The sequence below is a fragment of the Klebsiella sp. Sb-30 genome, assembly GCF_057652795.1.
Map to the genome: position 1 here is coordinate 1 of NZ_CM172749.1, position 22685 is coordinate 22685.

The following is a 22685-nucleotide window of genomic DNA, read 5'->3' on the forward strand; positions in this document are numbered from 1 at the left end:
TTGTCGACGTGTGCCAACAATCACGATTGTTTCTTTTTTTCTTTATATCGATTTTATGTTCGAGTGGAGTCCGCCGTGTCACTTTCGCTTTGGCAGCAGTGTCTTGCCCGATTGCAGGATGAGTTACCAGCCACAGAATTCAGTATGTGGATACGCCCGTTGCAGGCGGAATTGAGCGATAACACGTTGGCACTGTATGCGCCAAACCGTTTTGTGCTCGATTGGGTAAGGGATAAATACCTCAATAATATCAATGGACTCCTCAATGATTTTTGCGGTGCTGATGCCCCACAGCTGCGATTTGAAGTCGGGACCCGCCCGGCGGTGCAGGCGCAACGCGGTGCGGTAAATACGCATGTCGCGACCGCTACACCGGCAGCGCAGGTTCAGACGGCGCGCGTCGCGCCCACGATCGTGCGTCCTGGCTGGGATAACGTCCCGGCCCCGGCGGAGCCGACCTACCGCTCTAACGTCAACGTTAAGCACACCTTCGACAACTTTGTTGAAGGTAAATCTAACCAGCTGGCTCGTGCGGCGGCGCGTCAGGTTGCCGATAACCCGGGCGGCGCATATAACCCTCTATTCCTTTATGGCGGTACCGGTCTGGGTAAAACCCACCTGTTGCACGCGGTTGGTAACGGCATTGTTGCGCGCAAACCCAACGCCAAAGTGGTCTATATGCACTCGGAGCGTTTTGTTCAGGACATGGTTAAAGCGTTACAGAACAACGCTATTGAAGAGTTTAAACGCTACTACCGCTCCGTCGATGCCCTGCTGATCGATGATATTCAGTTCTTTGCCAATAAAGAGCGTTCTCAGGAAGAGTTTTTCCACACCTTTAATGCCCTGCTGGAAGGTAATCAGCAGATCATTCTCACCTCGGATCGCTATCCGAAAGAGATCAATGGTGTTGAGGATCGTCTGAAATCCCGCTTTGGCTGGGGGCTGACGGTGGCGATCGAGCCGCCTGAGCTGGAAACCCGTGTTGCGATCCTGATGAAAAAAGCCGACGAAAATGACATTCGTCTGCCGGGAGAAGTGGCCTTCTTTATCGCCAAGCGTCTACGCTCTAACGTACGTGAGCTGGAAGGGGCGCTGAACCGCGTTATCGCCAATGCCAACTTTACCGGCCGGGCGATCACCATCGATTTCGTGCGCGAAGCGCTGCGCGATCTGCTGGCGCTGCAGGAAAAACTGGTCACCATCGACAATATTCAGAAGACGGTGGCGGAATATTACAAGATTAAGGTAGCGGATCTGTTGTCAAAACGCCGCTCCCGTTCGGTGGCGCGTCCACGCCAGATGGCGATGGCGCTGGCGAAAGAACTGACCAACCACAGTTTGCCGGAAATCGGCGATGCGTTTGGCGGTCGCGACCATACCACCGTGCTACACGCCTGTCGTAAGATTGAGCAGCTGCGTGAAGAAAGCCACGATATCAAAGAAGACTTTTCCAATTTAATCAGAACATTATCCTCGTGACGCTATGAAATTTACCGTAGAACGTGAACATTTATTAAAACCGCTGCAACAGGTGAGCGGTCCCTTAGGGGGTCGTCCGACGCTGCCAATTCTCGGTAACCTGCTGCTTCAGGTCTCGGATGGCGCGCTGTCGCTGACCGGTACGGACCTCGAAATGGAAATGGTGGCGCGCGTTGCGCTGATTCAACCCCATGAGGCGGGTGCAACGACCGTTCCGGCGCGAAAATTCTTTGATATCTGCCGCGGCCTGCCCGAAGGCGCGGAGATTGCTGTTCAGCTGGAAGGCGATCGGATGCTGGTGCGTTCCGGACGCAGCCGTTTTTCGCTGTCGACCCTGCCCGCTGCCGATTTCCCGAATCTTGATGACTGGCAGAGTGAAGTCGAATTTACCCTGCCGCAGGCGACCATGAAGCGCCTGATTGAAGCCACACAGTTTTCGATGGCGCATCAGGATGTGCGTTATTACTTAAACGGCATGCTGTTTGAAACCGAAGGTGACGAACTGCGTACCGTTGCCACCGACGGACACCGTCTGGCGGTCTGTTCAATGCCGCTGGGTGAATCGTTGCCGAATCACTCGGTGATCGTGCCGCGTAAAGGGGTGATTGAGCTGATGCGCATGCTTGATGGCGGCGATACGCCGCTGCGCGTGCAGATTGGCAGCAACAATATTCGCGCCCACGTCGGTGATTTTATCTTCACTTCGAAGCTGGTTGACGGTCGTTTCCCTGATTATCGCCGGGTATTGCCGAAGAATCCGGATAAACATCTGGATGCGGGCTGCGATATTCTTAAGCAGGCCTTTGCCCGCGCGGCGATTCTGTCGAACGAAAAATTCCGCGGCGTGCGTCTCTATGTCAGCGAAAATCAGCTGAAAATCACCGCCAATAACCCGGAACAGGAAGAAGCGGAAGAGATTCTCGACGTTTCCTACTCCGGCAGCGAGATGGAAATCGGCTTTAACGTCAGCTATGTGCTGGATGTGCTTAATGCGCTGAAGTGCGAAAATGTGCGTATTTTGCTGACCGATTCGGTATCGAGCGTGCAGATTGAGGATGCGGCGTCACAATCGGCAGCCTACGTTGTCATGCCCATGAGGTTGTAGAAAATATCGGGCTATCTTACTTGTTATTCTGGCTCCGGGCAGTGCTCGCAATCCTCACGTACTGTAGTACGCTGCGGTTGCTGCGCGCTGGCCGTAACCAGACTAACTGCGACGATAACGCCCTGGCTATGAGTTGATATGTCGCTATCCCGACTCCTGATTAAAGACTTCCGCAATATTGAAGATGCGGATCTCGCTTTATCTCCTGGCTTTAACTTTCTGGTTGGCGCCAACGGCAGCGGCAAAACCAGCGTGCTCGAGGCCATCTATACGCTCGGCCACGGTCGGGCGTTTCGCAGCCTGCAAATTGGCCGGGTGATTCGCCATGAGCAGGAGTCGTTCGTGCTACACGGGCGCCTGCAGGGCCAGGAGCGTGAAATCTCTATCGGCCTGACTAAAGATAAACAGGGCGACAGCAAGGTCCGTATTGACGGTACCGACGGTCACAAAGTGGCTGAACTGGCGCACCTGATGCCGATGCAGCTGATTACGCCGGAGGGGTTTACATTACTCAACGGCGGCCCCAAATACAGAAGAGCGTTCCTCGACTGGGGATGCTTTCATAACGAAGCCGGATTCTTTACTGCCTGGAGCAATCTGAAGCGCTTGTTGAAGCAGCGTAATGCCGCGCTGCGCCAGGTTAGCCGCTATGCGCAGATACGTCCCTGGGATCTGGAACTGATACCGCTGGCGGAACAAATCAGCCGCTGGCGTGCCGAATATAGCGCCGCTATCGTCGAAGACATGGCGGATACCTGTAAACAGTTTTTACCTGAATTCTCTCTGACCTTCTCCTTTCAGCGCGGCTGGGAGAAAGAAACGGATTATTCCGAAGTGCTGGAGAGAAACTTCGAGCGTGACCGCATGCTGACCTATACCGCCCACGGCCCGCACAAAGCGGATTTCCGCATTCGTGCCGATGGTGCGCCGGTCGAAGATACTTTGTCACGTGGGCAGCTTAAACTCCTGATGTGCGCGCTACGACTGGCGCAGGGTGAGTTTTTAACCCGTGAAAGCGGGAGACGCTGTCTGTATCTGATAGATGATTTTGCCTCGGAACTTGATGATGCGCGGCGCGGACTGCTTGCCAGCCGCTTAAAAGCCACGCAGTCACAGGTTTTCGTCAGCGCGATCGGCGCTGAACACGTAATGGACATGTCGGACAAAAATTCGAAGATGTTCACCGTGGAAAAGGGTAAAATAACGGATTAACCTAAGTTTAAATGAGCGAGAAACGTTGATGTCGAATTCTTATGACTCCTCCAGTATCAAAGTCCTGAAAGGGCTGGATGCGGTGCGTAAGCGCCCGGGTATGTATATCGGCGACACGGATGACGGCACCGGTCTGCACCACATGGTATTCGAGGTTGTGGATAACGCTATCGACGAAGCGCTCGCAGGTTACTGTAAAGACATCGTTGTCACTATCCATAGCGATAACTCTGTCTCCGTACAGGACGATGGCCGCGGTATTCCGACCGGTATTCACCCGGAAGAGGGTGTGTCGGCAGCTGAAGTCATCATGACCGTACTGCACGCAGGCGGTAAATTTGATGATAACTCCTATAAAGTCTCCGGTGGTCTGCACGGCGTGGGCGTCTCTGTCGTTAACGCCCTGTCACAGAAACTGGAGCTGGTGATTCAGCGCGATAACAAGATTCACCGTCAGATTTATGCCCACGGCGTACCGCAGGCACCGCTGGCCGTCACCGGTGATACCGAAAAAACCGGTACCATGGTGCGTTTCTGGCCGAGCTATGAAACCTTCACTAACGTCATCGAATTCGAATACGAAATCCTGGCAAAACGCCTGCGTGAGCTGTCATTCCTGAACTCAGGGGTGTCTATCCGCCTGCGCGACAAGCGTGATGGCAAAGAAGACCATTTCCACTACGAAGGCGGCATCAAGGCGTTCGTTGAGTATCTCAACAAGAACAAAACGCCGATCCACCCGAATATCTTCTACTTCTCCACCGAAAAAGACGGTATTGGCGTAGAAGTCGCGCTGCAGTGGAACGATGGTTTCCAGGAGAACATTTACTGCTTTACCAACAACATTCCACAGCGCGACGGCGGTACGCACCTGGCGGGCTTCCGTGCGGCGATGACCCGTACCCTGAACGCCTATATGGATAAAGAGGGTTACAGCAAAAAAGCGAAGGTCAGCGCCACCGGCGACGATGCGCGTGAAGGCCTGATTGCCGTGGTTTCCGTGAAGGTTCCGGATCCGAAGTTCTCCTCACAGACCAAAGACAAACTGGTCTCCTCCGAGGTGAAGACGGCGGTAGAGCAGCAGATGAACGAACTGCTGAATGAATATCTGCTGGAAAACCCGTCTGACGCCAAAATCGTGGTTGGCAAAATTATTGATGCGGCCCGTGCGCGTGAAGCCGCGCGTCGTGCGCGTGAAATGACCCGCCGTAAAGGTGCGCTGGACCTGGCTGGCCTGCCGGGCAAACTGGCAGACTGCCAGGAACGCGACCCGGCGCTCTCCGAACTGTACCTCGTGGAAGGGGACTCGGCGGGCGGTTCTGCGAAGCAGGGCCGTAACCGTAAGAACCAGGCAATCCTGCCGCTGAAGGGTAAAATCCTCAACGTCGAGAAAGCCCGCTTCGATAAAATGCTCTCTTCTCAGGAAGTGGCGACGCTGATTACCGCGCTTGGCTGCGGCATCGGTCGCGACGAGTACAACCCGGATAAACTGCGTTATCACAGCATCATCATCATGACCGATGCGGACGTCGACGGCTCGCACATTCGTACTCTGCTGTTGACCTTCTTCTATCGTCAGATGCCGGAAATTGTTGAACGTGGCCATGTCTACATTGCACAGCCGCCGCTGTACAAAGTGAAGAAAGGCAAGCAGGAACAGTACATCAAAGACGATGAAGCGATGGATCAATACCAGATCTCTATCGCCCTTGATGGCGCAACGCTGCACACCAATGCCAGCGCCCCGGCCCTGGCGGGTGAACCGCTAGAGAAACTGGTTGCCGAGTTCAATGCGACGCAGAAAATGATTGTTCGCATGGAACGTCGCTTCCCGAAAGCGCTGCTGAAAGAGCTGATTTATCAGCCGACGTTGAACGAAGCCGATCTGTCTGATGAGCAGACCGTGACCCGTTGGGTGAATTCGCTGGTGACCGACCTGAATGAGAAAGAGCAGCACGGCAGCCTGTGGAAATTCGATGTTCACGAAAATGCCGAGCTGCATCTGTTCGAACCGGTTATCCGCGTGCGTACCCACGGGGTGGACACCGACTATCCGCTGGATCACGAGTTTATCACCGGCGGTGAGTATCGTCGTATTTGCACGCTGGGTGAGAAACTGCGTGGGCTTATCGAAGACGACGCGTTTATCGAACGTGGCGAACGCCGCCAGCCGGTGGCCAGCTTCGAGCAGGCGCTGGACTGGTTGGTGAAAGAATCCCGTCGTGGTCTGTCTATCCAGCGCTATAAAGGGCTGGGCGAGATGAACCCGGATCAGCTGTGGGAAACCACCATGGATCCGGATAGCCGCCGTATGCTGCGCGTGACCGTGAAGGATGCGATTGCTGCCGATCAGCTGTTCACCACCCTGATGGGCGATGCCGTAGAACCGCGCCGCGCCTTTATCGAAGAAAACGCCCTGAAAGCGGCGAACATCGATATCTAAGCTTATCTGCTGGTCCCCGGTGGCGCGATGCCGGCCGGGGCGGCGGAATATGCTGTCCGGATAGGGTGCCTGGCGCCACTATCCGGGCGTTCCGCTGGCCTAAAAGAGGAATTCCTCGTTTCGATCCTATCCTCGTTTTCCCCTTCTTCTGTTGCTGTTTTTTGAGCGGAATCGCGTTAGCATGGCCCAGGACTCATCTTACCTGGGGATCTCATGGCTATAAAACTGATTGCAATTGATATGGACGGTACGCTGCTGCTGCCTGACCATACCATCTCTCCTGCTGTTAAAACCGCGATTGCCGCGGCGCGCGCGCGTGGCGTCAACGTTGTGCTCACCACCGGCCGTCCGTATGCCGGTGTGCATAGCTATCTGAAAGAGCTGCACATGGAACAGCCGGGAGACTACTGCATCACCTACAACGGCGCATTAGTACAGAAGGCAAGCGACGGCAGCACCGTGGCGCAAACAGCGCTGAGCTATGATGACTACCGCTATCTTGAACAGCTTTCCCGCGATGTCGGCTCCCACTTCCATGCTCTCGATCGCAATACGCTGTATACCGCGAACCGCGATGTGAGCTACTACACGGTGCATGAATCCTACGTGGCGACGATTCCGCTGGTCTTCTGCGAAGCAGAAAATATGGACCCGAATATCCAGCTGCTGAAGGTGATGATGATCGATGAGCCGGCAATCCTTGACCAGGCTATCGCCCGTCTCCCGGCGGAAGTCAAAGAGAAGTATACCGTGCTGAAAAGCGCGCCGTACTTCCTCGAAATCCTCGATAAGCGCGTCAATAAAGGAACCGGCGTGAAGTCTCTGGCCGATGCGCTGAATATCAAGCAGGAAGAGATCATGGCGATTGGCGATCAGGAAAACGACATTGCGATGATTGAGTTTGCTGGCGTCGGCGTAGCGATGGATAACGCGATTCCGACCGTGAAGGAAGCCGCTAACTTCATCACCAAATCGAACCTTGAAGATGGTGTAGCCTGGGCGATTGAGAAGTACGTTTTATCCTGACCCGATCTTCAGGCCCGATGATTTCGGGCCTGACTCCACCTTGACGATGCCTAAAATGAACCACTTCGTCATTTTTTGCCTCACTGCACGCCAGTCCGCACAGAAGTCTCCCCTTCATTATTGCAAATTCGATAAGCTTTCCTTCTTAAATTGATGAATCCGTACCGCCCTCGAAAAGTCATGCTGGATGCCAACTATACTCAAACCCGACGCGATTTCGCATTGCGGGCCGTCATCACCTTTATCCCGGAGAGAAACGTTTTTGAGCACGCTGCGTAGCGTCATTCTGTGTTGTACCGCATGCTCTTTTATCGGGCAGGCGCAGGCGCAAGCATTGAGCCGGGAACATATTGATGACTGGTTAAAAAACCTGGGCGCCAGCGACCAGTTCGATGCTTCGAAAGGGATCGACTGGGGCGTAATGCCCGGACCGTTCTACACGCCGGAGCTCGGTCTGGGAATCGGCACCGCGATTGTCGGCATGTATCGTCCCGATCCCGCCGATACCGTTAGTCAAAACTCGACGTTAACGCTCAGCGGTTACGCCAGTTCCACCGGCGCCTTTGGTATTAGCGTAAAAAACTACGCCTTTTTTGCCGACGATCTCTGGCGCATCTTCGTCGAAGGTTCGCTGGCCAATACGCCAACCTATTACTGGGGACAAGGTTTCACTGCTGCCGATAATGACGGTGGCAAAGAGAAATATACCGCGCAGGTACTGACGCTGCGGCCCACCGTGTATCGACAGCTGGTGGACAATGTGTATCTTGGCGTGGGCTGGTCACTGGCCGCCCAGAATGCCGATGAGATGGACCGCGACAATTTGCCCAAAATTGAAAGCACTCCTCAGGGGCCCTCGGTATTCAGCTCTGGCTTCAGCATCGATGTGAACTGGGACGATCGGGATTTTGTTCCGAACCCTCGTCAGGGCCAGTATGCGGACCTCCGCTATACCCACTATGCTCCGGGGCTGGGGAGCGATACCCGATTTGATGAATGGCATCTTCACTACAGCCGCTACACCGCGCTCAGCGAAAAAAGCGTCCTGGCCTGGGAGGCCGACGGAGTATTTACTCAGGGCGATGTCCCCTGGAGCATGCTGCCGCTTCTCGGCAGCGATGAACGCATGCGCGGTTATTATCAGGGGCGCTATCGCGATAAAAATGTGCTGAGCGCCCAGCTGGAGTATCGTCGCCAGCTGACCTGGCGCCATGGCATTGTTGCCTGGGTTGGCGCAGGGACGATGGGACCTTCCGTTGATTCTCTGAATGACGGCCGTTGGCTACCGACGGCGGGCGTTGGCTATCGCTTTGAATTTAAACCTCGGGTGAATATTCGCCTGGACTATGGTATCGGCAAAGGCAGCAGCGGCTTTTACTTCCAGGTTGGTGAAGCCTTCTGATCGTTTTGTACCTCGCCCTCTTATTCTGACTTCCCTTCTGACTGCGGCCTTCCGGTTCGCTTTTTTTATTTTATAAATTGTTCTTTTTGTGATCTAAATTGTAGTACAACATTGTTGTTTGGTACTACTATGTGGCACAGCAGATGGCGAAGAGCATCACGTTTGTACTGCAAAGGTGAGGTAAAAACCGGCAGTCAGGGTAAAGTAAGGCAGAGTGACTTCTTAAAGGACATGCCATGAACCTGACTAAAACCGACCGCATCATAGTGACGCTGGGTCGCCAGATTGTAGGGGGCAAGTACGTTCCCGGATCGGCACTGCCGGCTGAAGCGGAACTGTGTGAAGAGTTTGAAACCTCACGCAATATTATTCGCGAAGTGTTTCGCTCTTTGATGGCGAAGCGGCTGATTGAAATGAAGCGTTATCGTGGTGCTTTCGTCTCGCCGCGTAACCACTGGAATTACCTGGATACCGAGGTGCTGCAGTGGGTGCTTGAGCATGATTACGACCCGCGCCTTATCGGCGCTATGAGCGAAGTCCGTAACCTGGTTGAACCGGCCATCGCTCGTTGGGCTGCAGAGCGCGCAACCTCGAGCGATTTGGCACAAATTGAAGATGCGCTCAACGACATGATCGCCAATAACCAGGACCGGGACGCGTTTAACGAAGCCGACATTCGCTATCACGAAGCGGTGCTGCAGTCGGTCCATAACCCGGTGTTACAGCAGCTGAGCGTGGCAATCAGCTCGCTGCAGAGAGCGGTATTTGAACGAACCTGGATGGGGGATGAAGGCAACATGCCGAAAACCCTCCAGGAACATAAGGCGCTGTTTGATGCCATCCGGCATCAGGATAGCGAAGCGGCGGAGCAGGCGGCGCTCACCATGATCGCCAGCTCAACACGAAGGCTGAAGGAAATCACATGACATCTCGCTACATCGCAATTGACTGGGGATCGACCAATCTGCGCGCCTGGCTTTATCAGGGCGATGAATGCCTGGAGAGCAGGCAATCAGAGGCTGGCGTCACTCGCCTGAACGGCAGGTCCCCGGCGGCGGTGTTTAGCGATATAACCGAAAACTGGAGGGATGGTGCGACTCCGGTAGTGATGGCGGGAATGGTGGGCAGTAACGTGGGATGGAAAACTGCCCCTTATCTGCCGGTTCCCGTCAGTTTTTCGGACATTGGTCAGCAGTTGACGGCCGTTGGCGACAATATCTGGATTGTCCCAGGCCTGTGCGTCTCTCGTGATAATCACCATAACGTGATGCGCGGTGAAGAGACGCAGCTGCTCGGGGCGCAGACCCTTTCATCCACTTCTGTTTATGTTATGCCCGGCACCCATTGTAAATGGGTGCAGGCCGACAGCCAGCAGATCCATGATTTTCGCACCGTCATGACCGGTGAACTGCATCATCTGCTGCTGCGCCATTCTCTGGTCGGCGCAGGGTTACCGGAGCAAATATTCGCACCCGCCGCATTCCGTGCCGGGCTCGATCGCGGGCTGACGTCTCCTGACGTATTGCCACAGCTTTTCGAGGTTCGTGCGGCCCATGTGCTGGGTTCGCTTCCACGTGAGCAGGTCAGTGAGTTTTTATCCGGCCTGCTGATTGGCGCTGAAGTGGCCACGATGAGTGAACAGTTTGCCGGGTCGCAGGCGATAACGCTGGTTTCAGGATCGTCGTTGGCCTCGCGCTACGTTCAGGCATTTCATGCTCTTGGGCGCGACGTGGCGACGGTCGATGGCGATGCGGCATTTCAGGCGGGTATACGCTTCATTATTCAATCTGCCTCCTTGCTAGATCCGGGCGCGATTCGTCCCGCTCCTTATCCCTGACGCGCCCGCTGGGCGCAGTGTTCCAGTCTGTTCCTGAGCGACGGGGCTACCCGATCGCTGAATTGAGTGTACGTCTGAGGATTTTCAGGCGGGCGTCTTGACGCATTCTTAATGGCTTTGTGTAACTAAGGAGCATCGCAAATGCAGTGGCAAACAAAGATTCCACTCATCGCAATTCTGCGCGGCGTGACGCCGGAAGAGGCGCTGGCACATGTTGGCGCAGTGATTAACGCCGGATTCGACGCCGTCGAAATCCCGCTGAACTCTCCCCGTTGGCAGCAGAGCATTCCGGCGATTGTTGAGGCGTTTGGCGAACAGGCGCTGATTGGCGCAGGTACCGTGCTGCAACCGGAGCAGGTTGATGAACTGGCGAAAATGGGCTGCCGGCTTATTGTGACGCCCAACATTCAGGCAGACGTCATTCGCCGGGCGGTGGGCTACGGCATGACCGTCTGTCCGGGATGCGCTACGGCTACCGAAGCCTTTACCGCGCTTGACGCAGGCGCACAGGCGCTGAAGGTCTTTCCATCCTCTGCGTTTGGGCCGGACTATATCAAGGCGCTGAAAGCCGTATTACCGCCGGAGATTCCTGTGTTCGCCGTTGGCGGTGTAACGCCGGAGAATTTGTCGCAATGGATTGATGCCGGTTGTGCCGGTGCCGGGCTGGGCAGCGATCTTTATCGCGCCGGACAGTCCGTCGAGCGTACCGCCCAGCAGGCAACCGCATTTGTTAAAGCGTATCGGGAGGCAGTGCAATGAAAATAACCAAACTCACCACCTATCGTTTACCCCCGCGTTGGCTGTTTCTGAAAATTGAAACGGATGAAGGCGTTGTTGGCTGGGGTGAACCGGTGATTGAAGGACGTGCGCGTACCGTGGAAGCGGCCGTTCACGAGCTAGGGGAATATCTGATTGGCGCGGATCCGGCACGCATCAACGATCTGTGGCAGGTGATGTACCGGGCCGGTTTTTATCGCGGTGGCCCCATTCTGATGAGCGCCATTGCCGGTATTGACCAGGCGCTGTGGGATATCAAAGGTAAGGTGCTGAATGCGCCGGTCTGGCAGCTAATGGGAGGACTGGTACGTGACAGCATCAAAGCTTACAGCTGGGTGGGCGGCGACCGTCCTGCTGAAGTCATTGATGGTATTAAAAAGCTGCGTGAAATTGGTTTTGATACCTTTAAATTAAATGGCTGTGAAGAGATGGGCGTGATTGATAATTCACGCGCGGTGGATGCGGCGGTGAATACCGTGGCGCAAATTCGTGAAGCGTTCGGCAACGAAATTGAATTTGGTCTCGATTTTCATGGTCGCGTTAGCGCCCCGATGGCCAAAGTTTTAATTAAAGAGCTGGAACAATATCGCCCGCTGTTTATTGAGGAGCCGGTGCTGGCAGAGCAGGCGGAATATTATCCGAAGCTGGCGGCACAAACGCATATTCCTATTGCGGCCGGTGAGCGGATGTTCTCACGTTTTGAGTTTAAACGTGTGCTGGAGGCGGGGGGGCTGGCTATTCTGCAGCCGGACCTGTCACATGCCGGCGGTATTACCGAATGCTATAAAATCGCCGGGATGGCGGAAGCGTACGATGTGGCGCTGGCGCCGCATTGCCCGCTGGGACCCGTGGCGTTGGCTGCTTGCCTGCATATCGATTTTGTCTCGCGCAATGCGGTATTCCAGGAGCAAAGCATGGGGATTCATTACAACAAGGGTGCCGAGCTGCTTGATTTTGTGAAGAATAAAGAGGACTTCAATATGACCGGCGGTTTCTTTAAACCGTTAATGAAGCCGGGGCTGGGCGTAGAAATTGATGAGGCCCGGGTAATCGAACTCAGCCAAAATGCGCCGGACTGGCGTAACCCGTTGTGGCGGCATGAGGATGGCTCCGTCGCGGAATGGTAAATGCTCTTCATATTTCACGCCACAGGTGCGTTGGCTGCGATTGCGCACCCCGGTCACTTACTAATGTAAGCTCCCGGGGATTTGCAATCTTGCCGCCTTCCTGCAACGTGAACTATTTAGAGCATTCGTAAGCAAAAATATAAATTTTAAATACACCCTCTGTAAACTACAGGGCATGGTGAGCGGCTTCGCTATGCCCAAAATCTGGAGACAGATTGCTATGGATATTTCAGTAACTGCTGCAAAACCTGGGCGTCGTCGTTATCTGACGCTGGTTATGATCTTTATTACCGTCGTCATTTGCTATGTTGACCGCGCCAATCTCGCCGTAGCATCCGCCCATATTCAGGAGGAGTTTGGGATCACTAAAGCGGAAATGGGCTACGTTTTTTCTGCTTTTGCCTGGCTTTATACGCTTTGTCAGATTCCTGGCGGCTGGTTTCTGGACCGGGTTGGCTCGCGTCTGACCTACTTTATTGCGATCTTCGGCTGGTCGGTGGCCACCCTGTTTCAGGGGTTTGCCACCGGACTGATGTCATTGATTGGTCTGCGGGCGATTACCGGAATATTTGAAGCGCCGGCCTTTCCGACCAATAATCGGATGGTGACCAGCTGGTTCCCGGAACATGAACGTGCTTCCGCGGTGGGGTTTTATACTTCCGGGCAGTTTGTCGGACTGGCTTTCCTCACGCCGCTGCTGATCTGGATTCAGGAAATGCTAAGCTGGCACTGGGTATTTATCGTGACCGGCGGCATCGGTATTGTCTGGTCATTAATCTGGTTCAAGGTCTATCAGCCGCCGCGTCAGACGAAAAGCATCAGCAAAGCGGAGCTGGATTATATTCGCGACGGCGGTGGCCTGGTGGATGGCGATGCGCCCGCGAAAAAAGAGGCGCGACAGCCGCTGACCAAAGCCGACTGGAAGCTGGTCTTTCACCGTAAGCTGATAGGCGTTTATCTGGGGCAGTTTGCCGTGACGTCCACGCTCTGGTTCTTCCTGACCTGGTTCCCGAACTACCTGACGCAAGAGAAAGGTATTACCGCGCTGAAGGCCGGCTTTATGACCACGGTGCCTTTCCTCGCCGCATTCTTTGGGGTTCTGCTCTCCGGCTGGCTGGCCGATCGACTGGTGAAAAAAGGTCTCTCGCTTGGCGTGGCCCGTAAAACGCCGATTATCTGTGGTTTGCTGATTTCAACCTGCATCATGGGTGCGAACTACACCAATGACCCGGTGTGGATCATGGTACTGATGGCGGTGGCGTTTTTCGGTAACGGTTTTGCCTCTATTACCTGGTCGCTGGTCTCTTCGCTGGCACCGATGCGTCTGATTGGCCTGACGGGCGGGGTGTTTAATTTCGTGGGAGGGCTGGGAGGGATTACCGTTCCGCTGGTTATTGGTTATCTGGCTCAGGACTATGGCTTTGGCCCGGCCCTGGTCTATATCGCTGCGGTCGCCTTGATGGGCGCCCTGTCCTATATCCTGCTGGTGGGCGATGTTAAACGTGTAGGCTAATCCTGTCCGATGCTATACCCTGATGTGAACGTTGTGCATCAGGGTATCTCTATGAAACAAGTCACCTTTGCTCCCCGCCATCATCAGCTAACCAACACGCGCACCTGGACTGCGGACAGCCAGTGGCTGGTTTTTGACGTTCGTCCGTCGGGAGCCTCCTTTACCGGGAAGACGATTGAACGGGTCAATGTGCAAACCGGGGCCGTAGAGATCCTCTATGGTGCGCAACACGGGGCTCATGTCGGTGTGGTGACCGTTCATCCTGCGATGGATAAATATGTCTTTATACACGGTCCGGAACATCCGGATGAAAACTGGCAATATGATTTCCACCATCGTCGCGGCGTGGTGACGTATCAAGGCGTGACGCACAACCTTGATGCGATGGATATCACCGCACCGTATACGCCGGGTGCGCTGCGCGGCGGCACTCATGTCCATGTCTATAGCCCAAACGGGCAGTTCGTCAGCTTCACCTATAACGATCATGTCCTGCATCAACGCTCGGCCTCCCTTGACCTGCGAAACGTCGGCGTCGCGACCCCTTATGGCCCGGTCACGCCGCGCGGGCAGCATCCGCGTGAATATGGCGGCAGCCACTGGAGCGTTCTGGTCAGCCGGACAACGCCGACGCCGGTGCCGGGCAGCGATGAGATTAACCGTGCATACGAAGAAGGCTGGGTGGGGAACCACGCGCTGGCCTTTATCGGCGATACGCTGTCGATCAATGGCGCCAGAATCCCTGAGCTGTTTATTGTGACGCTACCGGAGAGCGAGCAGGACTGGAAGCAACAGGGCGATGCACCGCTGGCCGGTACGGAGACCACCATGCCTGCACCGCCGGCCGGAGTAATGCAGAGACGTTTAACCTTTACCCACCATCGACGCTATCCGGGGCTGGTCAATACGCCGCGGCACTGGGTGCGGGCCAACCCGCAGGCAACGCAGATTGCCTTCCTGATGCGCGACGAGGCGGGAGTGGTGCAGCTATGGCTGATGTCACCCCAGGGGCGCGATCTGCGGCAGCTAACCCACAATGTTAATGATATTCAATCGGCTTTTAACTGGCACCCGTCAGGGGAGTGGCTGGGATTTGTGCTGGATAACCGCATGGCTATCTGTCATGCCCGGAGCGGTGAAATTACATTTTTGACTGCCGATCATGAAAACCCACCTTCAGCGGATGCTGTGGTGTTTTCACCGGACGGGAAACATCTTGCCTGGATGCAAGATGTGAATGGCTATCGACAGCTGTGGATAACCGACGTCGAGTTTTAAATCAAGGCGCTGGCATTGCCGCTGGTGGAATCACGGCGTTGGTCGCCAGCGAGTCCTTCTCGCTTTTCTCGACGCGTGATTTTATCGAGCTGTCGGTACGGAACATATCCCACGGCAGCAGCAGCGTGTCCATCACCGCGGTGAAGGGCATATCGAGTGCGACCAGGGATTTTGTTCCCCAGTTGGCATCACTGTTACCCAGCATTTGCGCGCTGGCGCGAGTTCCCGGATAGCTTCCTTCCTTTCCGCCGGTATGTGACATCACGCTGGAGCAACCGCTCAGACCAACCATCCCGCTGAACAGGATCAGCTTTAACAGACCGCTTTTCATCATTCTTCCATCGTTGTTTCGGGCATTGAGGTAACCGTTATATCGGTTATATCGAGCCATTCCATGAATGCCTAGCGTTATTGCACCGCACTGTGGCAGGCATCGCATTTTGCCTTTTGTGCTTTCCACCCAGTCTAAGCAATCGACAGGAAACTGCAAAAAAAAATGGTTTTTGGCGCTTGAAAACGGCGGAATGAGCCACATTTTATCAATGTGACCCGATGAGGATACGCCTGCGGGGTATTCCGGGTAATAACGACCTGTCCATGATGGAAGGTCATAAATTCTCGCTGATTTCAGGAGCTTTTTATTATGCGTAATTTCGATCTTTCTCCGCTGTATCGTTCTGCTATTGGTTTTGACCGCCTTTTTAATCTGTTAGAAAACAATCAGAGCCAGAGTAATGGCGGCTACCCTCCGTATAACGTTGAGCTGGTAGATGAAAACCATTATCGCATCGCTATTGCCGTGGCCGGTTTTGCCGAGAGCGAACTGGAGATCACCGCGCAGGATAATTTGCTGGTCGTCAAAGGCGCCCATGCAACCGAGCAGAAAGAACGTACCTATCTTTATCAGGGCATTGCGGAACGCAACTTTGAGCGCAAATTCCAGTTGGCGGAAAATATCCATATCCGCGGTGCAAATCTGGTGAACGGCCTGCTGTATATCGATCTGGAACGCGTGATTCCGGAAGCAGACAAACCGCGCCGTATCGAAATTAACTAATTTTATCCGGGTCGCCGTGCGGCCCGATACTGCAAACTTGCTCGCCGTCAGGGGGCAAATGCGAATCCACAGGATTTGCAGAGATTAACTCGCTTCATAGAAGGAGAAATACATTATGCGTAACTACGATTTATCCCCACTGCTGCGTCAATGGATCGGTTTTGACAAACTGGCCAATGCACTGCAAACCACCAGCGAAAGCCAGAGCTTCCCGCCGTATAACATTGAAAAAAGCGACGATAACCACTATCGCATTACCCTTGCGCTGGCCGGTTTCCGTCAGGAAGATCTGGATATTCAGCTGGAAGGGACGCGTCTGAGCGTGAAAGGTACGCCGCAGCAGGCTGACAAAGAGACGAAATGGCTGCACCAGGGGTTAGTCAGTCAGGCCTTTAGCCTGAGCTTTACCCTGGCTGAAAATATGGAAGTCTCCGGCGCTACCTTCAATAACGGGTTGCTGCACATTGATTTAACCCGTAACGAGCCGGAAGTGGTTATCCCGCAGCGTATCGCGATTAGCGAGCGTCCGGCGCTCGACAGCTAAGTCGACACGACAGATAAAGCCCCGATCATCGGGGCTTTTTTTTGGCCGTTATAAAGGGCGTCCCGCCGTTTTTCGCCGATCCAGGCCCGCCGATTATTGTGCGCCAGGCTGCATACAGGCCCGGAGGCTTAAGCCATAATCCATGATATTGATAATGTTATTCACAGGGAACAGACGATGAGTGATATAGCATTGACCGTCAGCGTTCTGGCGCTGGTGGCGGTAGTCGGATTGTGGATCGGTAATGTCAAAATTCGCGGCGTCGGGTTTGGCATTGGCGGCGTACTGTTTGGCGGCATTATCGTTGGCCACTTTGTGGACCAGGCGGGTATCGCTCTTAGCAGCCCGATGCTGCACTTCATTCAGGAATTTGGCCTGATTCTCTTCGTGTATACCATCGGCATCCAGGTGGGGCCGGGTTTCTTCGCCTCTCTGCGCGTCTCCGGGCTACGGCTCAATCTCTTTGCCATCCTGATTGTCATCCTTGGGGGGCTGGTGACCGCAGTGCTGCATAAGCTCTTTGATATCCCGCTGCCGGTGGTGCTCGGTATTTTCTCCGGTGCAGTCACTAATACGCCAGCGCTGGGGGCCGGGCAGCAAATTCTGCGCGATCTGGGCGTACCGTTTGACGTTGTTGATCAGATGGGGATGAGCTATGCCATGGCCTATCCGTTTGGTATTTGCGGCATTTTGCTGACTATGTGGCTGGTGCGTCTGTTCTTTCGCGTTAACGTCGAAAAAGAGGCTCAGCAGTTTGATGAGAGCAGCGGAAACGGACACGCGGTTCTGCAAACGATTAACGTCCGGGTTGAAAACCCGAACCTGAACAACATGGCGATTCAGGACGTGCCGATGCTCAACAGCGATAAGCTGATTTGCTCCCGTCTTAAACGTGACGAGCTGCTGATGGTGCCGGCTCCGGGGACCTTAATTCAAACCGGCGACCTCCTGCACCTGGTCGGGCGCCCGGAGGATTTGCATAACGCGCAGCTGGTTATCGGCAAGGAAGTTTCCACCTCGCTTTCAACCCGCGGCACGGATTTGAAAGTTGAGCGGGTGGTGGTCACCAATGAGAAGGTATTAGGTAAGCGGATCCGCGACCTGCATTTTAAACAGCGCTATGACGTGGTGATTTCGCGGCTTAATCGCGCCGGGGTTGAGCTGGTAGCCAGCAGCCATGCCAGCCTGCAGTTCGGTGATATTCTTAACCTGGTTGGCCGCCCGGAAGCCATTGATGCGGTTGCCGCCGAGCTGGGTAATGCACAGCAAAAATTGCAGCAGGTTCAGATGCTGCCGGTGTTTATCGGCATTGGCCTCGGGGTTTTACTGGGGTCTGTTCCGCTGTTTGTTCCCGGCTTCCCGGTGGCGTTGAAGCTGGGGCTTGCCGGTGGACCCCTGATTATGGCGCTGATCCTCGGGCGAATCGGCAGTATCGGGAAGCTCTACTGGTTTATGCCGCCGAGCGCCAACCTCGCGCTCCGTGAGCTGGGGATTGTGCTCTTTCTGGCGGTCGTCGGGCTGAAGTCCGGCGGTGATTTTGTCGTCACGCTGACCGCAGGCGACGGGCTGAGCTGGATAGCCTACGGCATTTTTATTACCGCAATTCCGCTGCTAACGGTTGGCATTCTGGCGCGGCTGCTGATGAAGATGAACTACCTGACCCTGTGCGGCATGCTGGCCGGGTCGATGACCGATCCACCGGCGCTGGCGTTCGCCAACAACCTGCATGCCACCAGCGGAGCCGCGGCGCTCTCGTATGCCACGGTCTATCCGCTGGTGATGTTTTTGCGCATCATTACGCCGCAGCTACTGGCCGTGTTGTTCTGGGGGATGAGTTAACGGCGTCTCCAGGTGGACGCGCCGCAGATGGTAGTCCACCTGGTATTCACTGGCGTTGCGGAACATCACCGAATAGTTCAGAAACTCACCGCTGTCGCTGTAGGAAAGCGAGGTAATCCGCAGCAGCGGCGTCTGTTCCGGGACATTCATTGACCGGGCCAGCTGCTTGTCCGCCAGCACCGGCGTCAGGCTTTCATAGTTGCCGCTAATGGTTATCCCGCACTCTTTCTCAATGTAATCGAATTTTGACCCTTCCAGATGCACCAGCGACAGGTTACGGAACAGTTTGACCGGCATATAGCTGTCTTCCAGCATCAGGGGTTTGCCGTCCACGTAACGTACCCGGCGCGAGAAGTAGATCCGTTCATTGATTTGTATTCGTAGCTGGCTGGCAATTGCCGGCGGCGCCGGCATGACTTCGAATATCAGCACCTCGCTTACCACCTCTTTACCCTGCTTGCGTAACACTTCCGCCAGACCGGTGAGGTTAGTGGTCTCGTGATGCACATCTTTGCGGGCAACAAAGGTACCGGATCCGTGGCGGCGAACGACCAGTCCCCAGCTAATCAGCAGTTCGATAGCTTTACGGATTGTCATCCGCGCCACGCCGAACTCTTCCGCCAGTTTTTTCTCTCCCGGCAGCGGGCTGCCGATATTGAAATCGGAGGAATTTAACCGAAGGCGCAATCTGTCTGCGATGGATTTATAGATCACCAGTAGACCTCTGTTCCACTTTTCAAAAGGGAAGGTTAACAATGTATATTGTTAATAATGTCTTTAAATACATAAAGATATGATTTATTCATTCTGCTGTTTTAATCAGCGCAATTCATGATGTCTATTTTTAACTCAAAAAGTAGACAACATTGTGGAAATTAAAACCATGAATGCGATCACGAATCGCAACGCCATCGCATGTTGTCGGACGGGTAAATTCCTATTCTCGCTTTAGGCCGATACTCAAGACAAATAAGGCCTCTTACCCTACTGGTTGTTAAATGAGGATTTTAAAATGCTCAGTCAAATACAACGTTTTGGCGGTGCCATGTTTACCCCGGTTTTACTGTTTCCTTTCGCCGGGATCGTGGTGGGTATTGCCATTATGCTGCGCAACCCGATGTTTGTCGGCGAAGCGCTTACAGCACCTGATAGTTTATTTGCCCAGATTGTTCACATTATTGAAGAAGGCGGCTGGACGGTATTTCGTAACATGCCGCTGATTTTCGCCGTCGGCTTACCGATTGGCCTCGCGAAGCAGGCGCAGGGACGAGCTTGCCTTGCCGTGCTGGTGAGTTTCCTGACGTGGAACTACTTCATCAACGCCATGGGCATGACCTGGGGCCACTTTTTCGGCGTCGATTTTTCGGCCGACCCCACGGCCGGTAGCGGCCTGACGATGATTGCCGGCATTAAAACGCTGGATACCAGTATCATCGGCGCGATTGTGATTTCCGGGATCGTCACCGCGCTACATAACCGCTATTTTGATAAACCGCTGCCGGTGTTTCTCGGTATTTTCCAGGGCTCTTCATTTGTCGTTATCGTTGCCTTCCTGGCGATGATCCCCTGCGCCTGGCTAACGTTACTGGGGTGGCCAAAGGTGCAGATGGGCATTGAATCGCTGCAGGCTTTTTTACGCTCTGCCGGGGCGCTAGGGGTCTGGGTCTATATTTTCCTTGAGCGCATTCTGATTCCCACTGGCCTGCATCACTTTGTCTACGGACCGTTTATTTTTGGCCCGGCGGTGGTGGAAGGCGGTATCCAGGTCTACTGGGCCCAGCATCTGCAGGAGTTCAGCCAGAGTACGGAACCGCTGAAAGCCCTGTTCCCGGAAGGCGGTTTTGCCCTGCATGGCAACTCCAAGGTCTTTGGTTCGGTCGGGATTGCGCTGGCGCTCTATTTCACCGCCGCGCCGGAAAACCGCGTCAAAGTGGCCGGGTTGCTGATTCCGGCGACGCTGACCGCCATGCTGGTGGGGATTACCGAACCGCTGGAGTTCACCTTCCTGTTTATCTCCCCGCTGCTGTTTGCCGTGCACGCGGTGCTGGCGGCCACGATGGCGACGGTGATGTATATGTGCGGGGTCGTCGGCAACTTCGGCGGTGGTCTGCTTGACCAGTTCCTGCCGCAAAACTGGATCCCCATGTTTCACAACCATGCCTCGATGATGTTCATCCAGATAGGGATCGGGGTGTGCTTTACCGCTATCTACTTCGTTATCTTCCGCGCCCTGATCCTGCGTCTGAATCTGAAAACTCCGGGCCGCGAAGAGAGTGAAATCAAACTCTACAGCAAAGCGGATTATCAGGCGGCGCGCGGCAAAACCAGCGCCGCGGGTGCCACAGAGTCCAAATTAGGCCAGGCCGCAGGCTTTCTGCAGGCGCTGGGCGGCGCAAGCAATATCGAATGCGTCAACAACTGCGCCACCCGACTTCGCATCACGCTGGTCGATATGGCGAAAACACAAAGCGACGACGTCTTTAAAGCGCTGGGCGCTCACGGGGTGGTGCGTCGCGGTAACGGGATTCAGGTCATCGTGGGCCTGCATGTTCCCCAGGTTCGCGACCAGCTGGAATCCCTGATGAAAAATTCTCTACAGACCGAACAAACCACCATGACGGAGGCAGTATCATGAAAAAATTCTCAGTTGTTATCGCAGGCGGCGGCAGTACATTCACACCAGGTATCGTATTGATGTTGTTAGCAAACCAGGACCGTTTCCCGCTGCGGGCACTGAAATTTTATGACAACGACGGCGCGCGTCAGGAGACCATCGCCGAAGCGTGTAAAGTGATTCTTAAAGAGCAGGCGCCGGAAATTGAGTTCAGCTATACCACCGACCCGCAGGCGGCCTTTACCGACGTGGATTTTGTTATGGCGCATATTCGCGTTGGCAAATACCCGATGCGTGAAAAAGATGAAAAAATCCCGCTGCGCCACGGCGTGCTGGGTCAGGAAACATGCGGACCTGGCGGTATCGCCTACGGCATGCGCTCTATCGGTGGCGTGCTGGAACTGGTGGACTATATGGAAAAATACTCGCCGAACGCCTGGATGCTGAACTACTCCAACCCGGCGGCAATCGTCGCGGAAGCCACGCGCCGCCTGCGTCCGAATGCGAAAATCCTGAATATCTGCGATATGCCGATCGGCATTGAAGGGCGCATGGCGCAAATTGTCGGCCTCAAAGATCGTAAACAGATGCGGGTGCGTTACTACGGGCTGAACCACTTCGGCTGGTGGACGTCGATTGAGGATCTGCAGGGTAACGATCTGATGCCGAAACTGCGCGAACATGTGGCGAAATATGGTTATGTGCCGCCTTCTAACGATCCGCATACCGAAGCCAGCTGGAACGATACCTTTGCCAAGGCGAAAGATGTGCAGGCGCTGGATCCGGATACCATGCCAAACACCTATCTGAAGTATTACCTGTTCCCGGATTACGTCGTTGAGCACTCCAACCCGGCGCGTACCCGCGCTAACGAGGTTATGGATCACCGCGAGAAAAATGTCTTTAGCGCCTGTCGGGCAATTATTGCCGCGGGTAAATCTTCTGCCGGCGATCTGGAGATCGACGAGCACGCTTCATACATCGTGGATCTGGCGACCGCCATCGCCTTCAACACCCAGGAGCGCATGCTGCTGATCGTACCGAACAATGGCGCTATCCATAATTTTGACGCCGATGCGATGGTGGAAATTCCGTGCCTGGTCGGCCATAACGGGCCAGAGCCGCTGACGGTCGGCGATATTCCGAACTTCCAGAAAGGGATGATGAGCCAGCAGGTGGCGGTAGAGAAACTGGTGGTGGATGCCTGGGAACATCGTTCTTATCACAAGCTGTGGCAGGCGATTACGCTGTCGAAAACCGTGCCCAGCGCATCCGTCGCGAAAGCGATACTCGACGACCTGATTGAGGCCAACAAAGACTACTGGCCGGAACTGCATTAATCCTCACCTCAACCGGCATCCATCGGGTGCCGGTTCTTGCGCTGCTCCCCTGTTCGTTACAAATTACGCTATGCTGAAGCCTGCTCGCG

19 protein-coding genes and 1 other annotated feature are annotated in these 22685 nt (G+C 54.7%); of the genes, 17 read left to right on the top strand and 2 right to left on the bottom strand.

What is annotated here, in order from left to right:
- Positions 1-75: 75 nt before the first annotated feature.
- The 12 genes from dnaA to AC236I_RS00060 all read left to right on the top strand — a co-directional run bounded on the left by dnaA (position 76) and on the right by AC236I_RS00060 (position 15202).
- Positions 76-1482: a chromosomal replication initiator protein DnaA gene (gene dnaA / locus AC236I_RS00005; RefSeq protein ID WP_004869176.1), complete on the top strand. Its 1407-nt coding sequence runs from the start codon at positions 76-78 to the stop codon at positions 1480-1482.
- Positions 1483-1486: 4 nt separating this feature from the next.
- Positions 1487-2587, top strand: coding sequence for a DNA polymerase III subunit beta (dnaN, locus tag AC236I_RS00010; RefSeq protein WP_004869173.1), 1101 nt, complete (start codon positions 1487-1489; stop codon positions 2585-2587).
- A gap of 138 nt (positions 2588-2725) precedes the next feature.
- Positions 2726-3799, top strand: a complete 1074-nt coding sequence (recF, locus tag AC236I_RS00015; protein WP_004869171.1) for a DNA replication/repair protein RecF — start codon at positions 2726-2728, stop codon at positions 3797-3799.
- 28 nt (positions 3800-3827) lie between these two features.
- Entirely contained in the window at positions 3828-6242 is a 2415-nt protein-coding gene (gyrB, locus tag AC236I_RS00020) for a DNA topoisomerase (ATP-hydrolyzing) subunit B (RefSeq protein WP_004869170.1), read from the top strand.
- A gap of 213 nt (positions 6243-6455) precedes the next feature.
- Positions 6456-7268 (top strand): sugar-phosphatase, encoded by an 813-nt coding sequence (gene yidA, locus AC236I_RS00025; protein ID WP_487608661.1) that lies wholly within the window; start codon positions 6456-6458, stop codon positions 7266-7268.
- 271 nt (positions 7269-7539) lie between these two features.
- Complete coding sequence (locus AC236I_RS00030; protein WP_160873578.1) at positions 7540-8670, top strand: BamA/TamA family outer membrane protein; 1131 nt, start codon at positions 7540-7542, stop codon at positions 8668-8670.
- 236 nt (positions 8671-8906) lie between these two features.
- Positions 8907-9596 (top strand): D-galactonate utilization transcriptional regulator DgoR, encoded by a 690-nt coding sequence (gene dgoR, locus AC236I_RS00035; protein WP_004869163.1) that lies wholly within the window; start codon positions 8907-8909, stop codon positions 9594-9596.
- Positions 9593-10507 (top strand): 2-dehydro-3-deoxygalactonokinase, encoded by a 915-nt coding sequence (locus AC236I_RS00040; protein ID WP_004869161.1) that lies wholly within the window; start codon positions 9593-9595, stop codon positions 10505-10507. The genes dgoR and AC236I_RS00040 overlap by 4 nt, the downstream gene beginning before the upstream one ends.
- Positions 10508-10648: 141 nt before the next feature.
- Positions 10649-11266 (top strand): 2-dehydro-3-deoxy-6-phosphogalactonate aldolase, encoded by a 618-nt coding sequence (locus AC236I_RS00045; protein WP_004869159.1) that lies wholly within the window; start codon positions 10649-10651, stop codon positions 11264-11266.
- Positions 11263-12411 carry a galactonate dehydratase gene (dgoD, locus tag AC236I_RS00050; protein ID WP_004869158.1) on the top strand — a complete coding sequence of 383 codons (1149 nt, stop codon included), beginning with the start codon at positions 11263-11265 and terminating at the stop codon, positions 12409-12411. Before AC236I_RS00045 ends, dgoD begins: the two co-directional genes overlap by 4 nt.
- A 175-nt stretch (positions 12412-12586) precedes the next feature.
- Positions 12587-13924 (top strand): MFS transporter, encoded by a 1338-nt coding sequence (locus tag AC236I_RS00055; RefSeq protein WP_071934242.1) that lies wholly within the window; start codon positions 12587-12589, stop codon positions 13922-13924.
- A 51-nt stretch (positions 13925-13975) separates the two neighbouring features.
- Complete coding sequence (locus AC236I_RS00060) at positions 13976-15202, top strand: YidR family protein (protein ID WP_015585466.1); 1227 nt, start codon at positions 13976-13978, stop codon at positions 15200-15202.
- A gap of 1 nt (position 15203) precedes the next feature.
- Here the strand turns inward: AC236I_RS00060 and AC236I_RS00065 are convergent, their stop codons facing one another.
- Positions 15204-15536, bottom strand: coding sequence for a YceK/YidQ family lipoprotein (locus AC236I_RS00065; RefSeq protein ID WP_015585467.1), 333 nt, complete (start codon positions 15534-15536; stop codon positions 15204-15206).
- A 242-nt stretch (positions 15537-15778) separates the two neighbouring features.
- Positions 15779-15852, top strand: a sequence feature (ROSE (Repression Of Heat Shock gene Expression) occurs in the 5'-region of heat shock genes and acts as an RNA thermometer to modulate expression.).
- Here AC236I_RS00065 and ibpA point away from each other — a divergent pair.
- From ibpA to AC236I_RS00080, 3 genes are all read left to right on the top strand, one after another.
- Positions 15846-16259 carry a small heat shock chaperone IbpA gene (ibpA, locus tag AC236I_RS00070; protein WP_004869150.1) on the top strand — a complete coding sequence of 138 codons (414 nt, stop codon included), beginning with the start codon at positions 15846-15848 and terminating at the stop codon, positions 16257-16259. Its footprint overlaps the feature before it by 7 nt.
- Before the next feature lie 115 nt (positions 16260-16374).
- A complete protein-coding gene (gene ibpB, locus AC236I_RS00075) occupies positions 16375-16803 on the top strand; it encodes a small heat shock chaperone IbpB (RefSeq protein WP_015585468.1) in 429 nt (142 codons plus the stop codon).
- 177 nt (positions 16804-16980) lie between these two features.
- The gene (locus AC236I_RS00080; RefSeq protein WP_004869146.1) at positions 16981-18642 is read left to right on the top strand and encodes a putative transporter; all 1662 of its coding nucleotides are present in this window, start codon (positions 16981-16983) and stop codon (positions 18640-18642) included.
- Here AC236I_RS00080 and AC236I_RS00085 read toward each other — a convergent pair.
- Positions 18610-19356, bottom strand: a complete 747-nt coding sequence (locus AC236I_RS00085) for a GntR family transcriptional regulator (protein WP_004869145.1) — start codon at positions 19354-19356, stop codon at positions 18610-18612. The two genes, AC236I_RS00080 and AC236I_RS00085, sit on opposite strands and share 33 nt — an antisense overlap.
- Before the next feature lie 298 nt (positions 19357-19654).
- On the opposite strand from AC236I_RS00085, the gene AC236I_RS00090 reads away from it, so the two are divergent.
- Positions 19655-21277: an alpha-glucoside-specific PTS transporter subunit IIBC gene (locus AC236I_RS00090; RefSeq protein ID WP_004869143.1), complete on the top strand. Its 1623-nt coding sequence runs from the start codon at positions 19655-19657 to the stop codon at positions 21275-21277.
- Positions 21274-22596: a 6-phospho-alpha-glucosidase gene (locus AC236I_RS00095; RefSeq protein WP_004869142.1), complete on the top strand. Its 1323-nt coding sequence runs from the start codon at positions 21274-21276 to the stop codon at positions 22594-22596. The genes AC236I_RS00090 and AC236I_RS00095 overlap by 4 nt, the downstream gene beginning before the upstream one ends.
- The last annotated feature ends 89 nt before the right edge of the window (positions 22597-22685 follow it).

What these genes read in the sequence shown, in the direction of transcription:
- yidA (WP_487608661.1), top strand. Translation starts at nt 6,456, where the DNA reads ATGGCTATAAAACTGATTGCAATTGATATGGACGGTACGCTGCTGCTG.
- AC236I_RS00095 (WP_004869142.1), top strand. Translation starts at nt 21,274, where the DNA reads ATGAAAAAATTCTCAGTTGTTATCGCAGGCGGCGGCAGTACATTCACA.
- recF (WP_004869171.1), top strand. Translation starts at nt 2,726, where the DNA reads ATGTCGCTATCCCGACTCCTGATTAAAGACTTCCGCAATATTGAAGAT.
- AC236I_RS00080 (WP_004869146.1), top strand. Translation starts at nt 16,981, where the DNA reads ATGAGTGATATAGCATTGACCGTCAGCGTTCTGGCGCTGGTGGCGGTA.
- ibpB (WP_015585468.1), top strand. Translation starts at nt 16,375, where the DNA reads ATGCGTAACTACGATTTATCCCCACTGCTGCGTCAATGGATCGGTTTT.
- AC236I_RS00060 (WP_015585466.1), top strand. Translation starts at nt 13,976, where the DNA reads ATGAAACAAGTCACCTTTGCTCCCCGCCATCATCAGCTAACCAACACG.
- dgoD (WP_004869158.1), top strand. Translation starts at nt 11,263, where the DNA reads ATGAAAATAACCAAACTCACCACCTATCGTTTACCCCCGCGTTGGCTG.
- gyrB (WP_004869170.1), top strand. Translation starts at nt 3,828, where the DNA reads ATGTCGAATTCTTATGACTCCTCCAGTATCAAAGTCCTGAAAGGGCTG.
- AC236I_RS00090 (WP_004869143.1), top strand. Translation starts at nt 19,655, where the DNA reads ATGCTCAGTCAAATACAACGTTTTGGCGGTGCCATGTTTACCCCGGTT.
- dnaN (WP_004869173.1), top strand. Translation starts at nt 1,487, where the DNA reads ATGAAATTTACCGTAGAACGTGAACATTTATTAAAACCGCTGCAACAG.
- AC236I_RS00065 (WP_015585467.1), bottom strand. Translation starts at nt 15,536, where the DNA reads ATGATGAAAAGCGGTCTGTTAAAGCTGATCCTGTTCAGCGGGATGGTT.
- dgoR (WP_004869163.1), top strand. Translation starts at nt 8,907, where the DNA reads ATGAACCTGACTAAAACCGACCGCATCATAGTGACGCTGGGTCGCCAG.
- AC236I_RS00045 (WP_004869159.1), top strand. Translation starts at nt 10,649, where the DNA reads ATGCAGTGGCAAACAAAGATTCCACTCATCGCAATTCTGCGCGGCGTG.
- AC236I_RS00040 (WP_004869161.1), top strand. Translation starts at nt 9,593, where the DNA reads ATGACATCTCGCTACATCGCAATTGACTGGGGATCGACCAATCTGCGC.
- ibpA (WP_004869150.1), top strand. Translation starts at nt 15,846, where the DNA reads ATGCGTAATTTCGATCTTTCTCCGCTGTATCGTTCTGCTATTGGTTTT.
- AC236I_RS00055 (WP_071934242.1), top strand. Translation starts at nt 12,587, where the DNA reads ATGGTGAGCGGCTTCGCTATGCCCAAAATCTGGAGACAGATTGCTATG.